Origin of the sequence: Halorussus litoreus (genome assembly GCF_003382685.1) — an archaeon.
In the GTDB taxonomy this organism is placed as follows: Archaea; Halobacteriota; Halobacteria; order Halobacteriales; family Haladaptataceae; genus Halorussus; species Halorussus litoreus.
This window is the reverse complement of sequence record NZ_KZ859509.1, coordinates 13,330-31,384: the sequence shown is the minus strand read 5'-3', so window position 1 is coordinate 31,384 and position 18,055 is coordinate 13,330. Positions and strand designations below refer to the sequence as shown.

The following is an 18,055-nucleotide window of genomic DNA, read 5'->3' as shown; positions in this document are numbered from 1 at the left end:
GTCGCGACCGAAAGGTACACGGCCCGCCAGCCGTACTCCGAACCGATGGCGGGACGGGGACTGGGGATCGCGGTCGCGGTCGAACGACTTCTCCCGCCAGCAGTGCGCGAGCTGTTCGGCCTGCTAACGTACCTCGGTGACGCCGGCGTCCTCCTCGGCGCGGTCGCGCTGTACCACTGGTCGGCCGACAGCGGTCGCGAGCGCGAACGCGGCGCGTTCGCGCTCGCGACCGCGCTCGGGGCGACGGCGCTCTCCTTCGCGCTGAAGGGACTGTTCGCACTGCCGCGCCCGCCGGCCGACCTCCACCTCGGCGACGCCTCGGGATACGGCTTCCCGAGCGGGCACGCCATCGCCGCGCCCGCGACGTGGGGCGTCCTCGCGCTCGCGCTGGCGGTCGACCGCGCCCGCGGTCGACCGCCAGCGCGAGTGCGAACCTCGGAGGTCGTTCCGGGCTTCGCTACGGGAATTGTTCCCGGAGTTATCGCGGCCCTCGTCGTCGCGGTCGTCGCCATCTCGCGAGTCGCCATCGGCGTCCACTACGCCGTCGACGTAGTGGTCGGGATCGGAGTGGGACTGGTCTATCTCGGGGCGCTCCTTCGGCTCGCCGACTGGCGAGCGGGACGCGGGTTCGCAGTCGCAATCGGACTCGCGCTCGTGGCGGTCGCCACGAACGGCCTCACGCCGGACGCGGTCGCGGCGCTGGCCGGAAGCCTCGGCGCAGGTGCGGCGTGGCTGTGGATCAGGACGGCGTCGGACTCGTCGGTCGGGCCGCCCGCGTCGGTCGGCCCGCCCGTCGCGGTCGCGGGACTGGTCGCGCTCGGGGTCGTCGGCTACGCGGGCAACGCGCTCGGAGTGGGGCTGTCCGCGACGTTCGCGCTGAATCTGGCGGTGCCCGCGGGGATTCTGGCGCTGCCGCTCGCTGTCGAGCGCGTGAGAACGCGAGAAGCGTCGAACGCGAGAAGATAGATCGCGCGGGTCGCTACCTCAGAACTTTTCGAGGTACTTCTCTTCCTCCCACGAGGAGACGTGGGCCTTGTAGTCCGCGAAGTCCGCGCGCTTGGCCTGCGCGAACTTCTCGGTGACGTGCTCGCCGAGCGCGTCGGTGATGACCTCGTCCGCTTCGAGCGCGTCGACCGCCTGTCCGAGGCTGCCGGGCAGGGTCGTGATGCCGTACTCGTCGCGTTCCTCTTCGCCGAACTCGTAGATGTCCTCGGCGACCGGCTCGCCGGGGTCGGCGTCGTTCTCGATGCCGTCGAGGCCGGCCTTGATGACCGCGGCCAGCGCGAGGTAGGGGTTGCACGACGGGTCGGGGCTCCGGATCTCGAACCGGGAACTCGCGCCTGCGGCGTCGGGCACGCGGATGAGCGCCGAGCGGTTCACGTCGCTCCACGCGATGTACACCGGAGCCTCGTAGCCCGGCACCAGCCGCTTGTAGGAGTTGACGGTCGGGTTCGTGACCGCGGTGAACGCCTGGGCGTGATCGAGCACGCCGCCCATGAACTTGTAGGCGGTCTCGCTCAGGTTGTACTCGTCGTCCTCGTCGGCGAAGGCGTTGCCGTCCTCGTCGAACAGGCTGATGTGGCTGTGCATGCCAGAGCCGTTGATCTCGCCGATGGGCTTGGGCATGAACGTGGCGTGGATGTCGTTCTGCTCGGCGACCGCCCGCACCACCGCGCGGAACGTGGCGATGTTGTCGGCCGCGGTGAGCGCGTCGTCGTACTTGAAGTTGATCTCGTGCTGCCCGTCGGCGACCTCGTGGTGGCTGGCCTCGATCTCGAAGCCCATCTGCTCCAGCGTGAAGATGATCTCGCGGCGCACGTCGGACGCGAGGTCCTTGGGCGCGAGGTCGAAGTAACCGCCCGAGTCGTGGGGGACGGTCGTCGCTTTGCCCTGCTCGTCCTTCTCGAACAGGAAGAACTCGGGCTCGGGGCCGATGGAAACCTCGTAGCCCATCTCCTCGGCCTCGGCGAGCACGCTCTTGAGTACCTGCCGGGGGCCGCCCTCGAACGGCGTGCCGTCGGTGTTTACCACGTCGCAGATGAGCCGCGCGCTCGCGGTCTCGCCGTCCGACCGCCACGGCAGGACGGTGAACGTCTCGGGGTCGGGTTCGAGCCGCATGTCGCTCTCCTGGATCCGGACGAACCCCTCGATGGAGGAGCCGTCGAACCAGATTCCTTCCTCGAACGCCTTCTCGACCTGCGAGGCGGGGACGCTCACGTTCTTCACCGTTCCGGTGATGTCCGTGAACTGGAGGCGCACGAAGTCCACGTTCTCCTCGTCGATCGCGTCGAGTACGTCCTGCTCGGCGTCTGTCAGCCCTGACTCGGGTTCGGCTGCAATTTGTCCATCCGTCATCTTTGTAGGCGATTCGAACCACTACATCTACTACTAAAACGTTACCGGTTCCTACAATTCTGCCTTTCCCACGGTAGAATTGGATATTCGTAAAATTCTAAAGGGCGGGGGCCGTTGGTGAGCGTAATGACGTACGAAAATCTCGACGCGAAGTTGGTGAACGCGCTGTTGGGCGACGGCCGGGCCAGCCTTCGGAGTCTCGCCGAGGACCTCGACGTCTCGGTCACGACCGTTTCGAATCACCTCCAGGACCTCGAAGGCGACGGCGTCATCGACGGCTACACGCCGCGAGTGGACTACGGCGCGCTCGGGTACGACGTGACCGCCATCGTCCAGCTCAAGGTCGAGGGCGACGCGCTGCCCGACGTGACCGAGAGCCTGCGGAGCCACGACCAGATGATCAGCGTCTACGAGGTCACGGGCGACTACGACATCATCGCGGTCGGCAAGTTCGCCGACACCGACGGGATGAACCGTGGCATCAAGACCCTGCTCAACGACCCAGACGTGAAGGAGAGCAACACCAGCGTCGTGTTGAACGCCGCCAGCGAGCACGAGCAGTTCGACCTCGACGTCAAGGACTGACTCGGGGTCGAAGGTCGGTCTGCGCTCGAAAGTCGATGTGGGAACGCCGGCTGATTTCCCACCGTTTCCATAATGTATTTGACTGCCACCGATAGATTTTCAAAGAACCGAGAGAAGTTCACTCCAATGAGCCTCATCGCCGAGTTCGCCATCCAGTCGTCGGACCTGGCGCTGACGACCGCGCTCGACGGCGCGCCCGACGTGACCCTCGAACTCGAGTCCCAGATCGCGGCCGGAGTGGGTGCGCCCGTGGTGACATTCTGGGCGTTCGGCGGCGACTTCGAGGCGCTGGAGTCGGGGCTCGACCGCGACCGGACGGTCGAGTCGGCGACCTGCATCGAGAAACTCGACGGCAAGCGGCTCTACCGTGCGCGGATCGACAACGAAGACATCGTGGGCGTCTACCCGGTGTACCAGCGACTCGGCGCGGCCCCGATGGCGGGAACCGGCACGGCCGACGGCTGGCAGCGCCGGGTCCGATTCCCCGACAGGGACTCGGTCGTCGAGATGCGCGAGTACTGCAGCGACAACGACGTGGACTTCCGACTCCAGCGGCTGTACACGCCGGGCGACTCGGAGATGGTCGACGAGTTCGGCCTGAGTTCGGAACAGCGCCGCGCGCTGGTCACCGCCGAGCGGACGGGCTACTTCGAGGTCCCCCGACAGATCTCGCTGAACGAACTCGGCGAAAAGCTCGATATCAGCGGCCAGTCGGCCTCCGAGCGGCTCCGCCGCGGCGTCTCGGACCTCGTCTCGAACACGCTGCTCAGCGACTTTTGAATCTCGTCTCCGGAACTGTACGAACGGGCAGACGCCTAGCGAATAGAGGCACGAAAGAAAAGCCGTCGTCGGAACGACAGCAGCGTTTCGAGGCGAACTGCGACTGCGATTCGAACTTCGACTGCGAGTAGACCGCGCGACTGCGCGCCCGAACCGGTTCGGGCGCGCAGTCGCGCGGTCGGTCGATAGTCGCTTGGTCTGCCGATAATCGTGTGTCACCCGGCAATCGCGAGGTCAGCCGGCGATCGTGTGATCAGCTGACAGCTTCGCGAGCGGCCGGTGATCGAGCGGTGCGGGTTCGCAGGTGACGCGAATTGGGTGGTGCGTTTGGAGCGCGAGCGACCGGCGGTCGCTCGCGCTCCAAACTGCCTGCCTACATCGCGCCGCCCATGCCGCCCATACCGCCCATGCCGCCCATGCCGCCGCCCATGCCACCGGCACCGCCGGGGCCGCCTGCGCCGGGGTCGCCGCCGTCGTCGCCGTCGACCTGACCGCCCTTCAGGTCGCCTGCGGCGATGACGTCGTCGATGCGGAGCAGCATGACGGCCGCCTCGGTCGCGGACTCGATGGCCTGGGTCTTCACTCGGAGCGGCTCGACCACGCCGTCGGCCTCCATGTCGACGATGTCTCCGGTGTAGGCGTCGAGGCCCGAACCGAAGTTACCGCTGTCGTGCTGGCTGCGGAGGTCGACGAGGCTGTCGATGGGGTCCAGACCCGCGTTCTCGGCGAGGGTGCGCGGGATGACCTCGAGGGTGTCGGCGAACGCCTCGACCGCGAGCTGCTCGCGGCCGCCCACGGAGTCGGCGTAGTTGCGGAGTTCGAGCGCGAGCTCGGTCTCGGGCGCGCCGCCGCCGGGGACGACCTTGCCGTCCTCCAGCGTGACGCGCACGACGCCGAGGCTGTCCTCGATGGCGCGCTCGACCTCGTCGACGACGTGCTCGGTGCCGCCGCGGAGGATGAGGCTGACGGACTTGGCCTCCTCGACGTCCTCGACGAAGATGCGCTGGTCGCCGCCGACGTCCTTCTGGGCGACCGACCCGGCGAAGCCGAGGTCGGACTCCTCGATGTCGTCGACGTTGCTGACGAGGCTCGCGCCGGTCGAGCGGACGAGCTTGCTCATGTCGTCGGACTTCGCGCGGCGGACCGCGATGATGCCCGCTTCCGCGAGGAAGTGCTGGGCCATGTCGTCGATGCCGCCGTCCACGAAGACGACGTCGGTGCCGACAGCTTCGAGCTGGTCGACCATCTCACGGAGCTGTTCCTCTTCCTGGTCGAGGAACTGCTGGAGCTGGTCGGGGTCGGTGACGTTGACTTCCGCGTCGATCTCGGTCTCCTGGATTTCGAGCGCGCTGTCGAGCAGGGCGATGTTTGCGTCCTCGACGAAGTAGGGCATGTTCTCGTGGACGCGCTCCTTGTCCACGATGACGCCCTCGACGAGTTCGGACTGGTCGATGGAACCGCCGACGACGGTCTCGACCTTGACGTTGTCCGTGTCGATACCCTCGTCGTCGGCGACGGACTGGACCGCGCGCACGACGAGTTCGGCGAGGTAGTCCTTGGAGTTCTCCGCGCCCTTGCCGGTCATCGCGGTGGAGGCGATCTTCTCGAGGGTCTCGGTGTCGTCGGCGCTCACGTCGATGGCCTTCTCCTCGAGGATGTCCTTGGCTTCCTCGGCGGCCTGCCGGTATCCCTGCGCGAGGGTGGTGGCGTGGATGTCCTGTTCGAGGAGGTCCTCGGCCTTCTCGAGGAGTTCACCGGCGACGACGACCGCGGTGGTCGTGCCGTCGCCGACCTCGTTCTCCTGGGTCTCGGAGACCTCGACGACCATGTTGGCCGCCGGGTGCTCGATGTCCATCTCCTTGAGGATGGTGACGCCGTCGTTCGTGACGACGACCTGCCCCGTGGAGTCGACGAGCATCTTGTCCATCCCTTTCGGGCCGAGCGTGGTGCGGACGGCTTCCGCGACCGCGGTCCCGGCGGTGATGTTCATCGACTGGGCGTCTTTGCCCTGGGTGCGCTGGCTGTCCTCGGAGAGTACGATCATCGGCTGGTTGCCCATACGTTGTGACATAGGTACCTGATAGATTGATTGGCATTCTATATAAAGGTTGCTGTCGAGCCCGGACGAACCGCCGACAGGGGGCCGGAAAGGCACCATGTAAACAATTGTCACGGCGGGTTTTATAAGGGGATTCGGAAGCTGGCGCACGGGGGCCATCGAGCGAATTTACGGGCTTCTGGAGCCGGCTTCAAGCGAACCAGCAGTGAACCAAAGATCAAAGGACCGGCGCGTTTCGGACGACTCCTGTTTCTGAAGACGGTCCCCGAGCGGTGTGATATGTATCCGGCGGCTCCACCCAAAGAATGAAGCACTATTGCTGTCAATTAGCCGACGGCCCCCTCTAATGACGACGAGTTGGATACCCGAGAACGTGTCTCATTGGCGGACGTGGTTGAACGTTGGAAGCATCTCGATTGGTGTCTGCGTTTTAGTTGTCCTGTTGGGATCGCTGGTACCGCGAACGGTATTTGGCGTTTCGACCTCTCCGATTCTCCAATCGGTGATGGAATCGACGTTCTACACCTCGATCATCCTCTTTTTCGTCGCGTTCGCCAGTTTAGCGAGGAAACAAGGGCGGGAGACCGACTAACGGGACGCGAACAGTTGCCTGTCGAAGTCAAACGGATTCGCTGCGCCTGACGAGGTTGAAGGGAGATTTCTGTGGAAAGTCGGGCCGCCTGCCGAGAAAACAGTTCGACAGTCCGAACCGAACGCGGAAACGAACCGTCTACCCGGGGAACTGGTGGAACTCCATCCCCTCGCGCTTCATCTCGTTGCGCTTGCGTTCGAGGAACGAGTACACCGAGCCGTGGGGCGCGCCGTCGAGGATCATCTCGGCGGCGCTCCGGACCACGTCGACCTGCTTGGGGGTGCCGATGACGCCCATCGTGGTGCCGTAGATGACCACGCTCGCGCCGGTGAGCTCCTCCATCAACTCGCGCGTCCGGCCGTTCTCGCCGATGAGCCGGCCCTTCTGCCGTTCGAGGTCGTTCTTGTTCCGGGCGGCGGCGTCGACGTCGATGAGGTCGAACATCATCATGTCGTCGTCGAGCAGGCTGAGGGCCTCGTCGGGGGCGAAGCCGCGACCGATGGCCTTCACGATCTCGGGGCCCTTCAGACCGCGAACGGGGTCGCCGGTCTGCTCGACCTCGACCTTCCCGTTCTCGGAGTCGATGTCGAGTCGGACCTCCGCGCGACTCTCGATCTCGCGCATCGTCTCACCACCTTCACCGATGAGAACGCCGATCCGGTCCTGCGGAATCTTCACGTGTTGCATGGCCGAATCTACTCGCTCCGAGTGTTTTAACTCTTCGTCCGGGGACGAACGGGGCCGAAACTCACACCTTACTTGTCCGGGTCGGCGTGCTCGCGAATCCACTCCTCCAGTTCGTCGCCGCGCACGTCCATCCCTTGCCGGTTGAAAAAGGCGGCCACGTTGGCGCAGTCCCGCGTGAGGAACTCGCCGCTGTTGGGGTGGTGGACGGTCACGGCCTGTCCGAGGTCGATGATGCAGAGCTCGCCGTCGTGGACCACGATGTTGTACTCGCTCAGGTCGCCGTGGACCAGCCCGACGTCGTAGAGCCGGCGCATGTACTCCCGAACCACCTCGAACGCCGTCTCGGGATTTTCGAGGTGAGCGTCGTCGAGCGTGGGCGCGCGGTCGCCGTCGGTGCCGAGAAACTCCATGACGAGCACGTTGCGCTCGACCGCGATGGGGTCGGGGACCCGGACCCCGGCCTTCTGGGCGCGCTTGAGGTTGGCGAACTCCTTTCGCGTCCACGCGAGGACGACGCGCTTCTTGTCGCCGGACAGCTCCTCGAATCGGGGGTCACCGACGAGGTACTCGCGCATGTCACGGAAGTCCGAGGCGTTGATTCGGTACACCTTCACCGCGACCTCGTCGTGGCTCTGATCGCCACTCGACCCGTCGCCGCGGGACGCCTCGCCCCCCAGCGCTAGATACACGTTCGCTTCCTTGCCCGAGGAGATGGGGCCGCCGAACGCCTCCACGTAGCCGTCTTGGACCAGCTTGTACAGCGCCGCCAGCGTGGCGTCGTCGAACACCGACTGCTCGACCTTGAACTGCTCGGTGTTCTTGAGCCGCTCGCGGAACTCGTTGAACTCCCGGTCGCGTTGGCGCTGGACCTGGTCGGCCGCCGTATCGGAGACGTCGATCTCCTCCCACTCGTCGCCGACGCCCTCCACGTTGTCGGGTTCGAGCAGGTCGTACTCCTCGGTCATCTAGCCGGCCCTAACGCGGCCAGCGATAAAAGGGTGGGCTTCGGGTTCACTCGCGCCCGCGTGTCGCACTTGCACCTGCGGCCGGTGGCACACTCGCGCCCGCGGTCGGAGTCGCGCTCACGAGCGCGACTCCGACCGCGAACGCAACAGCCGATGAGTTCGCGCCGGCGGAGCAACCGACGAATTCGCGCCAGTGGAACAAATGCCGGGAAGAACCCGGTGGTGACTCGTTTTTTCTGACGCGCTCGGTGAGACCTTCCACGTTTCGTCCCAGCGGTTGTACCGCGAGCGAACGAACGTGAGCGAGCGGACCAAGGGACGCCCAGAGCGAGCGAAGCGAGTGGTGGGAGGAGCGCCGTGTCCTCGTGAGCGACGCGAACGAGGGCTCGTCAGAGCTTCGCTCTGACGGTGTTTTTGGTCGAGCTTTTACCAGCGAGGGGAGCGTCTGAGCCGGTGGCTCAGACGCTCCCGAGCGCAGTAAAAGGTCGTCTTTATTGAATATGCCCTTCCTCGCGCAACTGGTCGGCCTCCTGCTTGTCGTAGCGCCACTTGATGTCGCCCTTCTCGTCCTGCCAGTCCCACGGCTCGACGAGGACGACGTCGTCCTCGCGGATCCAGATGCGCTTTTGCATCTTGCCGGGGATGCGTGCGGTGCGCTCCGTGCCGTCCGCACAGCGTACTTTCACGCGATTCGCGCCGAGCATATCAGTGACGGTGGCGAACACCTCGTCGTCGTCGGGCATGCGGAGGTTCTTCCGCCGTCCGCCGTCGTTGTCACTCATAGTTTCCGGTTGGTCACCCGGGACTTTAAACGTGCCGTCGTCCGCGCTTTCCACGTCCTCCTTCCCGGATTCCGACCCGGAGCAGCCCTCTCTGCGCTTCGTTTCCACATCGCCCAGATTAGCCGACTCGGAGTGCGGGTGTTTAAGTCCCGTCCGAACCCAACCCGTCGTATGATCGGCAAACTCGGAGCGAAGGGCATCGCAGGGGTGCTCGTCCTGCTCGCGGGCATCGGCGTCGTCGCGTGGAGAGACCCCATCGTCGCGGCCGGCATCGGACTCGTCGTGGCCGGGTTCGTGCTGACGGCGTGGGGACTCGTCTCGGGCCTCCTGTCGAGCTTCGGCATGGGCGGGATGATGGGCGGTGGCGGCGGCTTCGAATAACAGCGGAATCGCTACTCTTCCAGCTCCCGCAGTTTCTCCCGGCCCGGTGCGACGAGTTCGTCGAGGGACGACGCCAGCGCCCCCTTGGCGTCTGCGGGGTGGAGTTCCCCGCTCTCGAGGTCGGTCGCGAGCGATTCGTAGTCGTCGTACTCCAGATTCCCGCCGTACTCGTCGGGGCGCTCGACCACGACCGTCTCGAATCGCGGAAAGACGTGGTACTGGAAGATCTCCAGCACGGGGTTCTCGCGCTCGTTGCCCTCCTCGTCGGGTTCGGGGTCGCGGGTCGGCGGGCAGAACGCCGAGTTGACCTTCTCCTCGATGTCCTCGGTCGAGTCCTCCATGGAGATGGTGACGCCCGTACTGCTGGACATCTTGCCCTCGCCCGTGCCGAGGTCGGCGAGGATAGGCGTGTGGAGCACCGGGCGGGCGTCGTAGCCGATCTCGGGCAGTTCCTCGCGCATCAGCATGTGGACCTTCCGCTGGTCCAGCCCGCCGACCGCCAGATCGAGGTCGAGATACTCGATGTCGAGCGCCTGCATCAGTGGATAGACAACGTGGCTGACCTTCGCCGTCTCGCCGCCCTGAATCTCGGCCATCGCGCGCTGGGCGCGGTTGAGCGTGGTGTCCAACTCCAGCTTGTGGAGGTCGAGCGCGTAGTCGTCGTCGAGCTGGTACTCCGAGCCGTAGACGAACTCGGTCTGGTCCTCGTCGAGCCCGTACGCGAGGAACTGCGTGCGCATCTTCTCGGCGGTCTCCTCGATCTCCTCGAAGGTGCCCTTGTCGTTGAGGTAGGCGTGCACGTCCGCGAGCAGGACGACGACCTCCATGCCCGCGTCCTGGAGGTCGATGAGCTTGTTCGCCGTGAGCATGTGGCCGATGTGGAGCACGCCCGAGGGCTCGTAGCCGACGTAGACGCGCTTGCCCTCGGGGTCTTCGGCGAGGGCTTGCACCTCCTCGTCGGTGACGACTTCCTCCGCGTTCCGCGTGATCAACTCGTAGGCATCCATGTGCGGGACGTGTCCCGCGCGCGGCTTTAGCGTTCCGGGACCGTGTCAGTGGTTCGGACGTGCGCGTCGGCGTCTCACACACTAGTTATCCGGGAACGGATTCGGAGAATTTAGGCGAGGCGGAGCCACTCAGTTCGCTAGCGATGCGGTAATCGCGTGTCGGTGAACAACCGAAAAAACGACGACGAGTAGTCAATCGGTGGTCGAAGCCGAGGCGGCCGTCTCGGCTTCCGATTCGCCCTCGGAGTCGCCCTCGTCCTGGTAGTACATGTTCCACCCGGTCACGCCCATGAATATGAGGATGAGCGGCGAGAGAAACCCGAAGAAGTAGTACGGTGCGTAGGACAGTACCGGCACCCCGAACGCGGTCGCCATATAGACGCCGCCGGAGTTCCACGGCACCAGCGCCGATGTCGTGGTTCCGGAGGCTTCGACGGCCCGCGAGAGGTTCCGGCTCTCCAAGTCGTACTCGTCGTAGAGATTCCGGAGCGTCATGCCCGGCACGACGATGGCCATGTACTGTTCGGCGGCGAGGACGTTCATCGTGAACGTACTGACCGCGGTACCGGCCGTGAGTCCCGCCACGCTACTGACTGCCTCGCCGATGTAGTGTGCGATGGCCGCGAGTATCCCGGTGGATTCGAGTATTCCGCCGAGCGTGAGGGCGGCAACGACTATCGATATCGTCGAGATGGACTCCGAAAGACCGCCGCTTGCGAGCAGTTTGTTCGTGAGCTCGACGCCCGTCTCTGGACTCGTTCCGTAGTGTACGTGTTCCCACGCGGTAGCGAACCCGGTTCCCTGGATGACCGTACTGACTCCGACGGCCGCGAAAATTCCCGCGCCGAGAGACGGGAGTGCGGGGTACCTGTAGAGTGCCAGCGCGAACGTGGCGACGAGCGGAACCAGCGTGAGCGGCGTGACGTTGTAGACGCTCGTGATTCCGCTCTGAATCTCGGCGATTCGCTCCGCCGGTATCGTCCCACCGGCTTCGAGTCCAAGGAAGACGAAGAAGATGACCGAGATACCGAACGAGATGAACGTTCCAGTTCGCATCGCCTTGACGTGGTCGATAAGTTTGGTGTTGGTGACGGCGGCGGCCAAGTTCGTCGTGTCTGACAGCGGTGAGTTCTTGTCGCCGGTGTAGGCACCGGACAGCACCGCACCGACTGTCATCGGGTCGGGGATACCGAGGCCGGAACCGATACCGACCATGGCGACGCCCAGCGTCCCTGCAGTCGTCCAAGACGACCCGACCGCGAACGCGACGACGGCCCCGAGGACGGCCGCAAACGGGAGGAATATCGTCGGGGTGAGAAACTCCAGTCCGTAGTACATGATGGTGGGAATGGTTCCGGCACTAACCCACGAAGCGATCAACATGTAGATCACGAACAGGATGAAAACCGCCTGTAGACCCATGAGGATGCTCCGACTGATTCCCTCGTAGAGTTCGTCCCACGTATAGCCGAAGTAGTATCGTCCCATCAACCCCGAGAAGACGATGCCCCAGAACAGCGGCATCTGTGGGTCGAGGTCGAGTATCACGATACCGACCGAGAGGAAGAGTATCATTCCGACGACTGGAAGTAACGCCTCGACCAACGACGGCTGTTTCTCGGGGTCGATTTCGTCGTATAGCCGCGGTTCGAAGCTCATCGACATCGTGCGACCTCCACGCGGCGTGAGGAACGAACGTCTCGATAGAACCGACCCACTTCCGAGCATTCTCGGCCCGAGACCGAAAGGCTACGGAGTGAGTTGAGTAGCGGTCGGTTCCGTGAGCGCGACCACCTCACGGCGCGTTCCATCTGACCGCGGGGATTCGTCATATGATCGGCCCTCACACTCAAATCGATAATTAAGGTTCTAGATAAGCCTTACTTTCTCTTGTTTTCATTAGGATATATGTGACAACACCTTCGTTCTCAAAATGCCTGTGAGTCAGATGGCTGCCCCCGGCTTTCTGCACCCGATTACGAATAGTCGAGTACGCCGCTCGAACGTACCGAATTCGCGCCTTCACGAAATCTCACGTCTTCACGGGCTCTGTCCGCTCGCTTCCGACGACCCCGAGTCGTACGTCCGGTCGGCGCGGTGCTCGCTGATGAGCCGGTCGAGCTCCTCGGCCTTCTGTTCCTTCCGGCGCTGTTCCGCCCGAGCCTCCCAGTCCTCGATCACGGCTTCGACCTCGCGCTCGCGCGTGACCGCCAGCTCGTCGACCTCCTGGATCGTCACGTCGTCGGCGGGACCGACCGGAATCTCCTCTTCGAACAGCACGCGGTCGGCCACGTCCGAGAGCCCGCCCTTGCCGACGAGCACGACCTTCGGGTCCACCGCGGCGAGCCGGTCGGCGGTTGAGCGTCCCGCGCCCGAGGCGTCCCGGAGGTAGACCACGTCGTCGGTGGCGAGGCCGAACCGGTCGTGGGCCGACTCGATGGCTCCCTTGGTGAACTTCTCGACGGGCTTGACCGGGACGAGCCCGGCCTTCTTCTCGGCGACGTCACTGAAGTTCGAGTGGTCGAGCTTCCAGAGTTCCTTGAGCCGGGCGAGCTTGCCCTCCAGCTCCTCGATTCGCTCGTCGCGCTGGTCGAGTTGGCGCTCTAATCTGTCGTTCTCGCGCTCCAGTCGGCTGACCTCCCGGCGCTCGCGGACCTCCTTGCGCTCCTCGCTCCGGGCGGCTTCGAGGTCGCCCTTCAGCTGGCCGATGCGGCCCTCCTTGCTCTCGATGGTGTCGTTGAGCTCCTCGACGTGGGCTTCGAGGCGCTCGACCTGCGATTCGAGTTGTTTGATGCGCTTCTCCTCGGCGGTGAGTTCACGGGGCGCGTGTTCGGTCTCCTCGTCGTCCTCGTCCTCGTCGTCGGAGAGGGCCGCCAGCGCGGTCTCGACGCTGTCCTCCCCCGCGACCACGCGCGCGGTGACCGCCCCGAGGTCGGCGCTCGGTGGCACCTTCTCGGCGATGCGGTCGAACTGGTCCTCGTGGTCGTCGAACGCGTGGAGTGCGGCCGCCATCGCGTCGCGCTCGTGATCGTTGTCGTAGTCGTGCTCGCGGGTCCGGTGCTGTTTCTCGTCGATGGGGAGGTCGCTGTCGGGGATCCACCCTGCGGCATCGAAGCTCCGGCGGATCTTCTCGACGGTCTCGGGCATCGGCTCCACGTCGGCGGCCACCAGGATCGGCCGCCCGCGCTCGATGATCCACTCGATGACCTCGGCGGTGTCGGCTGTCCGGGTCGAGAGCACGTCCAGCACGGTCCCGTCGAGGTCGGTCACCGCGACGGCGGTGGTCGTCCCGGGGTCGATGCCGACGAGGACGTGGTCCCTGCGCTTCGCGAGCGGTTCGAACTCGATGCCGTCCCGGCGCTCGCGCTCGACCTCGATCCGCACGTCGCCCGAGCGCTCGTTCGAGACGGGGATGTCCTCCGGGCGAGCCTCGACCTCGAAGACGGCGTTCGAGAGCCCGCCGTACTTCTCGGTCGCGTCCTTCTCGTAGTCGAGGTTCGCGCCGTCGAGTTCGCTTTCGACCTCGCGGGAGCGCTTGCGCACCGCGCCGTGGATCCGACGGGTGAATCGGTCCTCGCTCCAGCCGCCCTTGCCGGTCGAGCGACCGCGCGAGACCTTGACCTCCGTGGTGTTGGTGAAAGCGGAGACCTCGTAGCCGACGTTGCCGGCCGCGAGCCGAGCGGCGGCCTCGGCCTCCTTCATCGGCTTCTTGCCGTACGGGACGCCGTGGCGCGAGGCGACCCGCGAGAGGGGTTCGGGGCGCTCGGCCCCGGTGACCTGCACGAGTCGCGTCTCGTCGGGCAATTCGCGCAGGAAGCCGACCAGCGCGTCCTTGTCGGCTGCGAGTTCGTACGCGTTGTCGGTCGCCAGCAGCGCGGGCTCCTCGCGGTCGACGAGCCGGCGGAGCTTTCGATGGGAGACCACGTCGCGGTCGAAGTTCTCGCCGTCGAAGGCGACGACCGCGTAGGAAGGTGCGTCGCCGCGGACGTCACCGCTCTGCACGTCCACGCCGAAGACGAGCGTGTCGAGCGCACTCGTACGGGCGTTCACGGACTGGAATATGGCTCGGGTAGATATAAATCCGGCGTGGAAATCGGGGTCGGGGTCTGGGTTTTCGTGTTCTCTGTTTCTCTGGAATGGTCGCATTCGTCGGTTCGTTTTCGATTACTTTCCGCCTCAGCGTGCGCTGGGGTGATATTTCTACTCCGGGGCGTGCGGGCGCGACCTCGCGCGCGCTGCTCGCGCGCCAGTCAGAATAATAAAAATCAACTCGTGACGTGGATTGTCGAGCACCGATTGCGGTAGCGAACTCGCGTCGTCCACCACGAAAAAAGAACGCGAGTTAGCTGCCGAGAATCGGTTTCGGCGTCAGGCCGCGGCGGGAGTAGCAGACACCTGCGTGATGGGCGCGAGGCTGTCGGGGCCGTTGCCATTCCCGTTGTTCCCGTTCCCGCTCTCGCCCTTCTCACGGTAATAATTGGCAGTAACCGGTGGGGGAACAAAGATGGCAGAGACGCCGTCGGTGGAGAACGAACGTGCCGAGACGCCACCTTACGCTTCGGGATACGGCACGTCGACAGTCTCGCCGTCGTCGGGGACGAACACCTCGCCGTCGAACGCCTCTCGGGCCTCCGCGAGGTGGTCGGACACGTCCCCGCCGTACCGCGAGGAGATGTGGGTGAGCGCGAGCCGTTCGGCGTCCGCCCGGGCCGCGAGCTCCCCGGCCTGTCGAGCCGTCGAGTGAGCGGTTTCGGTCGCCCGGTCGGTCCAGTCGTCGGCGAACGTCGCGTCGTGGATCAGGAGGTCGGCGTCCTCGGCTGCGGCCTCGACGGTCTCTGTCGGGCGCGTGTCGCCGGTGTACACCAGCGTCCGGCCCGGTCGGGCGTCGCCGACGACCTGCTCGGGGCGAACGACCGTTCCGTCGTCCAGCTCCACCGGCTTGCCCTCGTGGAGGCGCGAGAACTTCGGCCCCACGGGGACCCCGAGCTCCTCGGCGCGCTCGCGGTCGAACCGGCCCTTGCGGTCGTCCTCGACCAGCGCGTACCCGACCGCGTTCGCGTCGTGGTCGGTCCGAACCGCGCGGACCTCGTACTCGTCGCGCACGATCGCGGCCTCTCCCGGACAGACTCCGTAGACGTGAACCGGGAAGGACGGATGGGTGTCGGCGGCGTGGACCAGTTCTTCGATGTCCGACTCGGCTCCGGCGGGCACGTAGAGCGAGAGGGCGGCCTCGCGGTCGTTGAAGTCCATCGTCTGGAGCAGCCCCGGCAGGCCGAGCACGTGGTCGCCGTGGAGGTGACTGACGAACACGTCCGAGATGGTGAACCCGGTACCGAAGCGCATCATCTGGCGCTGGGTCCCCTCCCCGACGTCGAACAGCAGCCGGTCCCCGTCCCGGTTGACCAGCACCGAACTCGGGTTGCGTTCCGTCGTCGGCACTGAGCCACCGGTTCCGAGAAAGGTCACGCGCATCGACATCCTCCTCGGAACCTCCGTGGGCGAGGGTGAAAGCGGCTTCGAAATCCCCGGCAGCCTCGCAGATTCCGGGCCAACTGCGAGATTCCGAGTCGACTTCCAGATTCCGGGCGGACTTCGGGCTCCCGGGCCGAGTAAGCAGGATTACCTGCCGGAAACGAGTGGTTGTAGCCGACGCGGCAGGTCCGGGCGACCCGGACAACCGCTCCGGAATCGCGGGATAGCCCCGGGCTAATCCGGCGTACCTCAACTGTTACACGTGGTATCTAGCTGTTACACGCGTGAACAGTCGCGCCGGTTTATTCGCGGACTCGTCGTCGGACTGGGTGCAGAATGGGGGTTACACATGACACGAGATAAAAAGACGATTAGTGCCGTCTTCATGGCGGTCGTGCTGGTGCTGTCCAGCGGTGCGGCCGTCTCGTTCGCGGTGACGGCGACGGACGGCGGCACGAACGCGGTCGGCGTACAGGACACGACGACAACAGAGGAACCGACGACGACAGCGGAACCGGTCGACGAGACGACGACCGAGGAAGACGGAGTGACGGACGAGGACGGGACAGACGAGTATGATGCCGCCGACGACAATGCTACCGACGAGGATGCTGCCGACGACGAAACCACGATGGAGACCGAAGCCGCCGACGAAGAGGCGACCGGCGACGAGGCGAGCGTCTCCATCGACGAGCAGGAGAGCGACGGCGCGAACCTCGTCATCGACTCGGCGACGGTGCCCGAGGGTGGCTTCATCGCAATCCACTCGGCGGACTGGGAGGAGGCACCGCTCTCGACCGTGCTCGGTAGCTCGGTGTACCTCGAAGCCGGGACCCACGAGGACGTGGAAATCTCGCTCGCCCGGCCGCTCGACGAGAGTCAGACCATCGTCGCGATGCTCCACTCGGACACCAACGAGAACCGCGTGTACGACTTCGTCCTCTCGAGCGGGGAACTCGACGGTCCGATAACCGAGGGCGACTCGGTCGTCGTGGACGACGCCGAGGTGACGGTCGAGCAGGAGACGACCACGACCGAAGCCGACGAGACGACCACGACCGAGGAGACGACTACCACCGAAGCCGACGAGACGACCACGACCGAAGAGGAGACGACTACGACCGAAGCCGACGAGACGACCACCACCGAGGAGGATGACGGCGTCGAGACCGTCACCACGACCGAAGAAGACGACCTCGGTGACACGACCACCACGACCGAGGCCGACGACGGTCTGGACGAAACTGAAACGACCACCGAAGAAGACGTCGAACCCGACGACGGGATGGAGCAGTTAGTCTTCAAGATCGAGCAGATGAACGTCGACCGGTGGTCCTTCGTCGTCGGCGACGAGGAGACGCCCGACGAGACGGTGTACGTCAACGGCAGCGAGCTCTTCCCGCCGGACGGCTCGCTCAGCGACGAGCGCGTCACGATCAACCTCTCCGAGCTCCAGCAGCAGGGCGAGATCAGTCAGGACGACCTGATGTACACGACCACCCAGAGTCCCGAGGAGATCGAGCAGGACATGGAGGAGCAACTCTCGCAGGACGTCCCGACGGTCCGGTACGTTATCCAGAACGTGAACGTCGAGAACGTCACGCTGGTCGTCATGGCTCCGAGCGACGTCGACCTCCCGCAGCCGCCGATGACGACCACGACGACCGAGGAGGAGCCCGACACCACTACGACGACCGAGGAAGAGACCACGACGACCGAGGAAGAGACCACGACGACCGAGGAGGAAACCACGACCGAGGAGGAAACGACCACGACAGAGGAAGAAACCACGACGACTGAAGAAGAGACGACCACCGAGGAGGAAACCACGACGACTGAAGAAGAGACGACCACCGAGGAAGAAACCACGACGACTGAAGAAGAGACGACCACGACGACTGAGGAGGAGCCTGCCACGACGACCACCGAGGAAACGACCACGACCGAGGACGAACCCGAGGACGCCGAGTCCTTTGAAGTCTCGGGACTGACCGCTCCCGAGTCCGCGATGATCGGCGACACCATCGAGGTGTCGGCGACCATCTCGAACCCCAGCGACACGACGGCCACCCAGACGGTCGCGTTCCGACTTGAGGGGAACGTCGTCGAGCAACAGGACGTTACGCTCGACGCGGGCGAACAGACCAACGTGACCTTCGAAGTCGACACCACCGGGCTGGAAGCGGGCGAGTACATCCACGGGGTGTACACCCAGGAGTTCGGCGACCTCGCAGTGATCGTGCTGGAGGACGCTGCGGACGACACCACGACCACCGCTGCGGACGACACCGACGACACCGGTGACGACACGGACACCGTGACGACGACCACGGAAGCCTGAGATAGGCTGTAGCGGTCCGACGACGACCCAACAAACCCGTCGACGACCG

The 18,055-nt window shown here is 65.1% G+C and carries 14 protein-coding genes; 5 read left to right on the top strand and 9 right to left on the bottom strand.

Annotation, left to right across the window (positions count from 1 at the left end; genetic code table 11):
• Window positions 1-45: 45 nt before the first annotated feature.
• Window positions 46-966, top strand: coding sequence for a phosphatase PAP2 family protein (locus DPQ64_RS04220; protein WP_115863114.1), 921 nt, complete (start codon window positions 46-48; stop codon window positions 964-966).
• Between the two features lie 18 nt (window positions 967-984).
• Here the strand turns inward: DPQ64_RS04220 and glnA are convergent, their stop codons facing one another.
• Complete coding sequence (glnA, locus tag DPQ64_RS04215; protein ID WP_115863113.1) at window positions 985-2,355, bottom strand: type I glutamate--ammonia ligase; 1,371 nt, start codon at window positions 2,353-2,355, stop codon at window positions 985-987.
• A gap of 126 nt (window positions 2,356-2,481) precedes the next feature.
• On the opposite strand from glnA, the gene lrp reads away from it, so the two are divergent.
• Together lrp and DPQ64_RS04205 are read left to right on the top strand one after the other, a co-directional pair.
• Window positions 2,482-2,940, top strand: coding sequence for an HTH-type transcriptional regulator Lrp (lrp, locus tag DPQ64_RS04210; RefSeq protein WP_115863112.1), 459 nt, complete (start codon window positions 2,482-2,484; stop codon window positions 2,938-2,940).
• Window positions 2,941-3,066: 126 nt separating this feature from the next.
• Entirely contained in the window at window positions 3,067-3,720 is a 654-nt protein-coding gene (locus DPQ64_RS04205; protein WP_115863111.1) for a helix-turn-helix domain-containing protein, read from the top strand.
• Window positions 3,721-4,093: 373 nt separating this feature from the next.
• Here the strand turns inward: DPQ64_RS04205 and thsA are convergent, their stop codons facing one another.
• The 4 genes from thsA to eif1A form a co-directional block, all read right to left on the bottom strand.
• Window positions 4,094-5,779 (bottom strand): thermosome subunit alpha, encoded by a 1,686-nt coding sequence (gene thsA / locus DPQ64_RS04200; protein WP_115863110.1) that lies wholly within the window; start codon window positions 5,777-5,779, stop codon window positions 4,094-4,096.
• A gap of 730 nt (window positions 5,780-6,509) precedes the next feature.
• On the bottom strand, window positions 6,510-7,058 hold the full coding sequence (locus tag DPQ64_RS04195) for a KH domain-containing protein (RefSeq protein ID WP_115863109.1): 549 nt from the start codon (window positions 7,056-7,058) through the stop codon (window positions 6,510-6,512).
• Window positions 7,059-7,126: 68 nt separating this feature from the next.
• Window positions 7,127-8,023, bottom strand: a complete 897-nt coding sequence (rio1, locus tag DPQ64_RS04190; RefSeq protein ID WP_115863108.1) for a serine/threonine-protein kinase Rio1 — start codon at window positions 8,021-8,023, stop codon at window positions 7,127-7,129.
• Window positions 8,024-8,514: 491 nt separating this feature from the next.
• Entirely contained in the window at window positions 8,515-8,805 is a 291-nt protein-coding gene (gene eif1A, locus DPQ64_RS04185; protein ID WP_115863107.1) for a translation initiation factor eIF-1A, read from the bottom strand.
• A gap of 171 nt (window positions 8,806-8,976) precedes the next feature.
• On the opposite strand from eif1A, the gene DPQ64_RS04180 reads away from it, so the two are divergent.
• Window positions 8,977-9,186: a DUF7470 family protein gene (locus DPQ64_RS04180; protein ID WP_115863106.1), complete on the top strand. Its 210-nt coding sequence runs from the start codon at window positions 8,977-8,979 to the stop codon at window positions 9,184-9,186.
• Window positions 9,187-9,197: 11 nt separating this feature from the next.
• On the opposite strand, the gene DPQ64_RS04175 is transcribed toward DPQ64_RS04180, so the two are convergent.
• From DPQ64_RS04175 to rnz, 4 genes are all read right to left on the bottom strand, one after another.
• Window positions 9,198-10,193: a tyrosine--tRNA ligase gene (locus DPQ64_RS04175; RefSeq protein ID WP_115863105.1), complete on the bottom strand. Its 996-nt coding sequence runs from the start codon at window positions 10,191-10,193 to the stop codon at window positions 9,198-9,200.
• A 192-nt stretch (window positions 10,194-10,385) separates the two neighbouring features.
• Window positions 10,386-11,858, bottom strand: a complete 1,473-nt coding sequence (gene arcD / locus DPQ64_RS04170) for an arginine/ornithine antiporter ArcD (protein ID WP_115863104.1) — start codon at window positions 11,856-11,858, stop codon at window positions 10,386-10,388.
• Between the two features lie 375 nt (window positions 11,859-12,233).
• Window positions 12,234-14,243 (bottom strand): DUF460 domain-containing protein, encoded by a 2,010-nt coding sequence (locus tag DPQ64_RS04165; RefSeq protein ID WP_115863103.1) that lies wholly within the window; start codon window positions 14,241-14,243, stop codon window positions 12,234-12,236.
• A gap of 501 nt (window positions 14,244-14,744) precedes the next feature.
• On the bottom strand, window positions 14,745-15,671 hold the full coding sequence (gene rnz, locus DPQ64_RS04160; RefSeq protein ID WP_115863102.1) for a ribonuclease Z: 927 nt from the start codon (window positions 15,669-15,671) through the stop codon (window positions 14,745-14,747).
• A gap of 343 nt (window positions 15,672-16,014) precedes the next feature.
• Here rnz and DPQ64_RS04155 point away from each other — a divergent pair, with 343 nt between their 5' ends.
• Complete coding sequence (locus DPQ64_RS04155; protein WP_157971579.1) at window positions 16,015-18,006, top strand: DUF7282 domain-containing protein; 1,992 nt, start codon at window positions 16,015-16,017, stop codon at window positions 18,004-18,006.
• Window positions 18,007-18,055 lie beyond the last annotated feature (49 nt).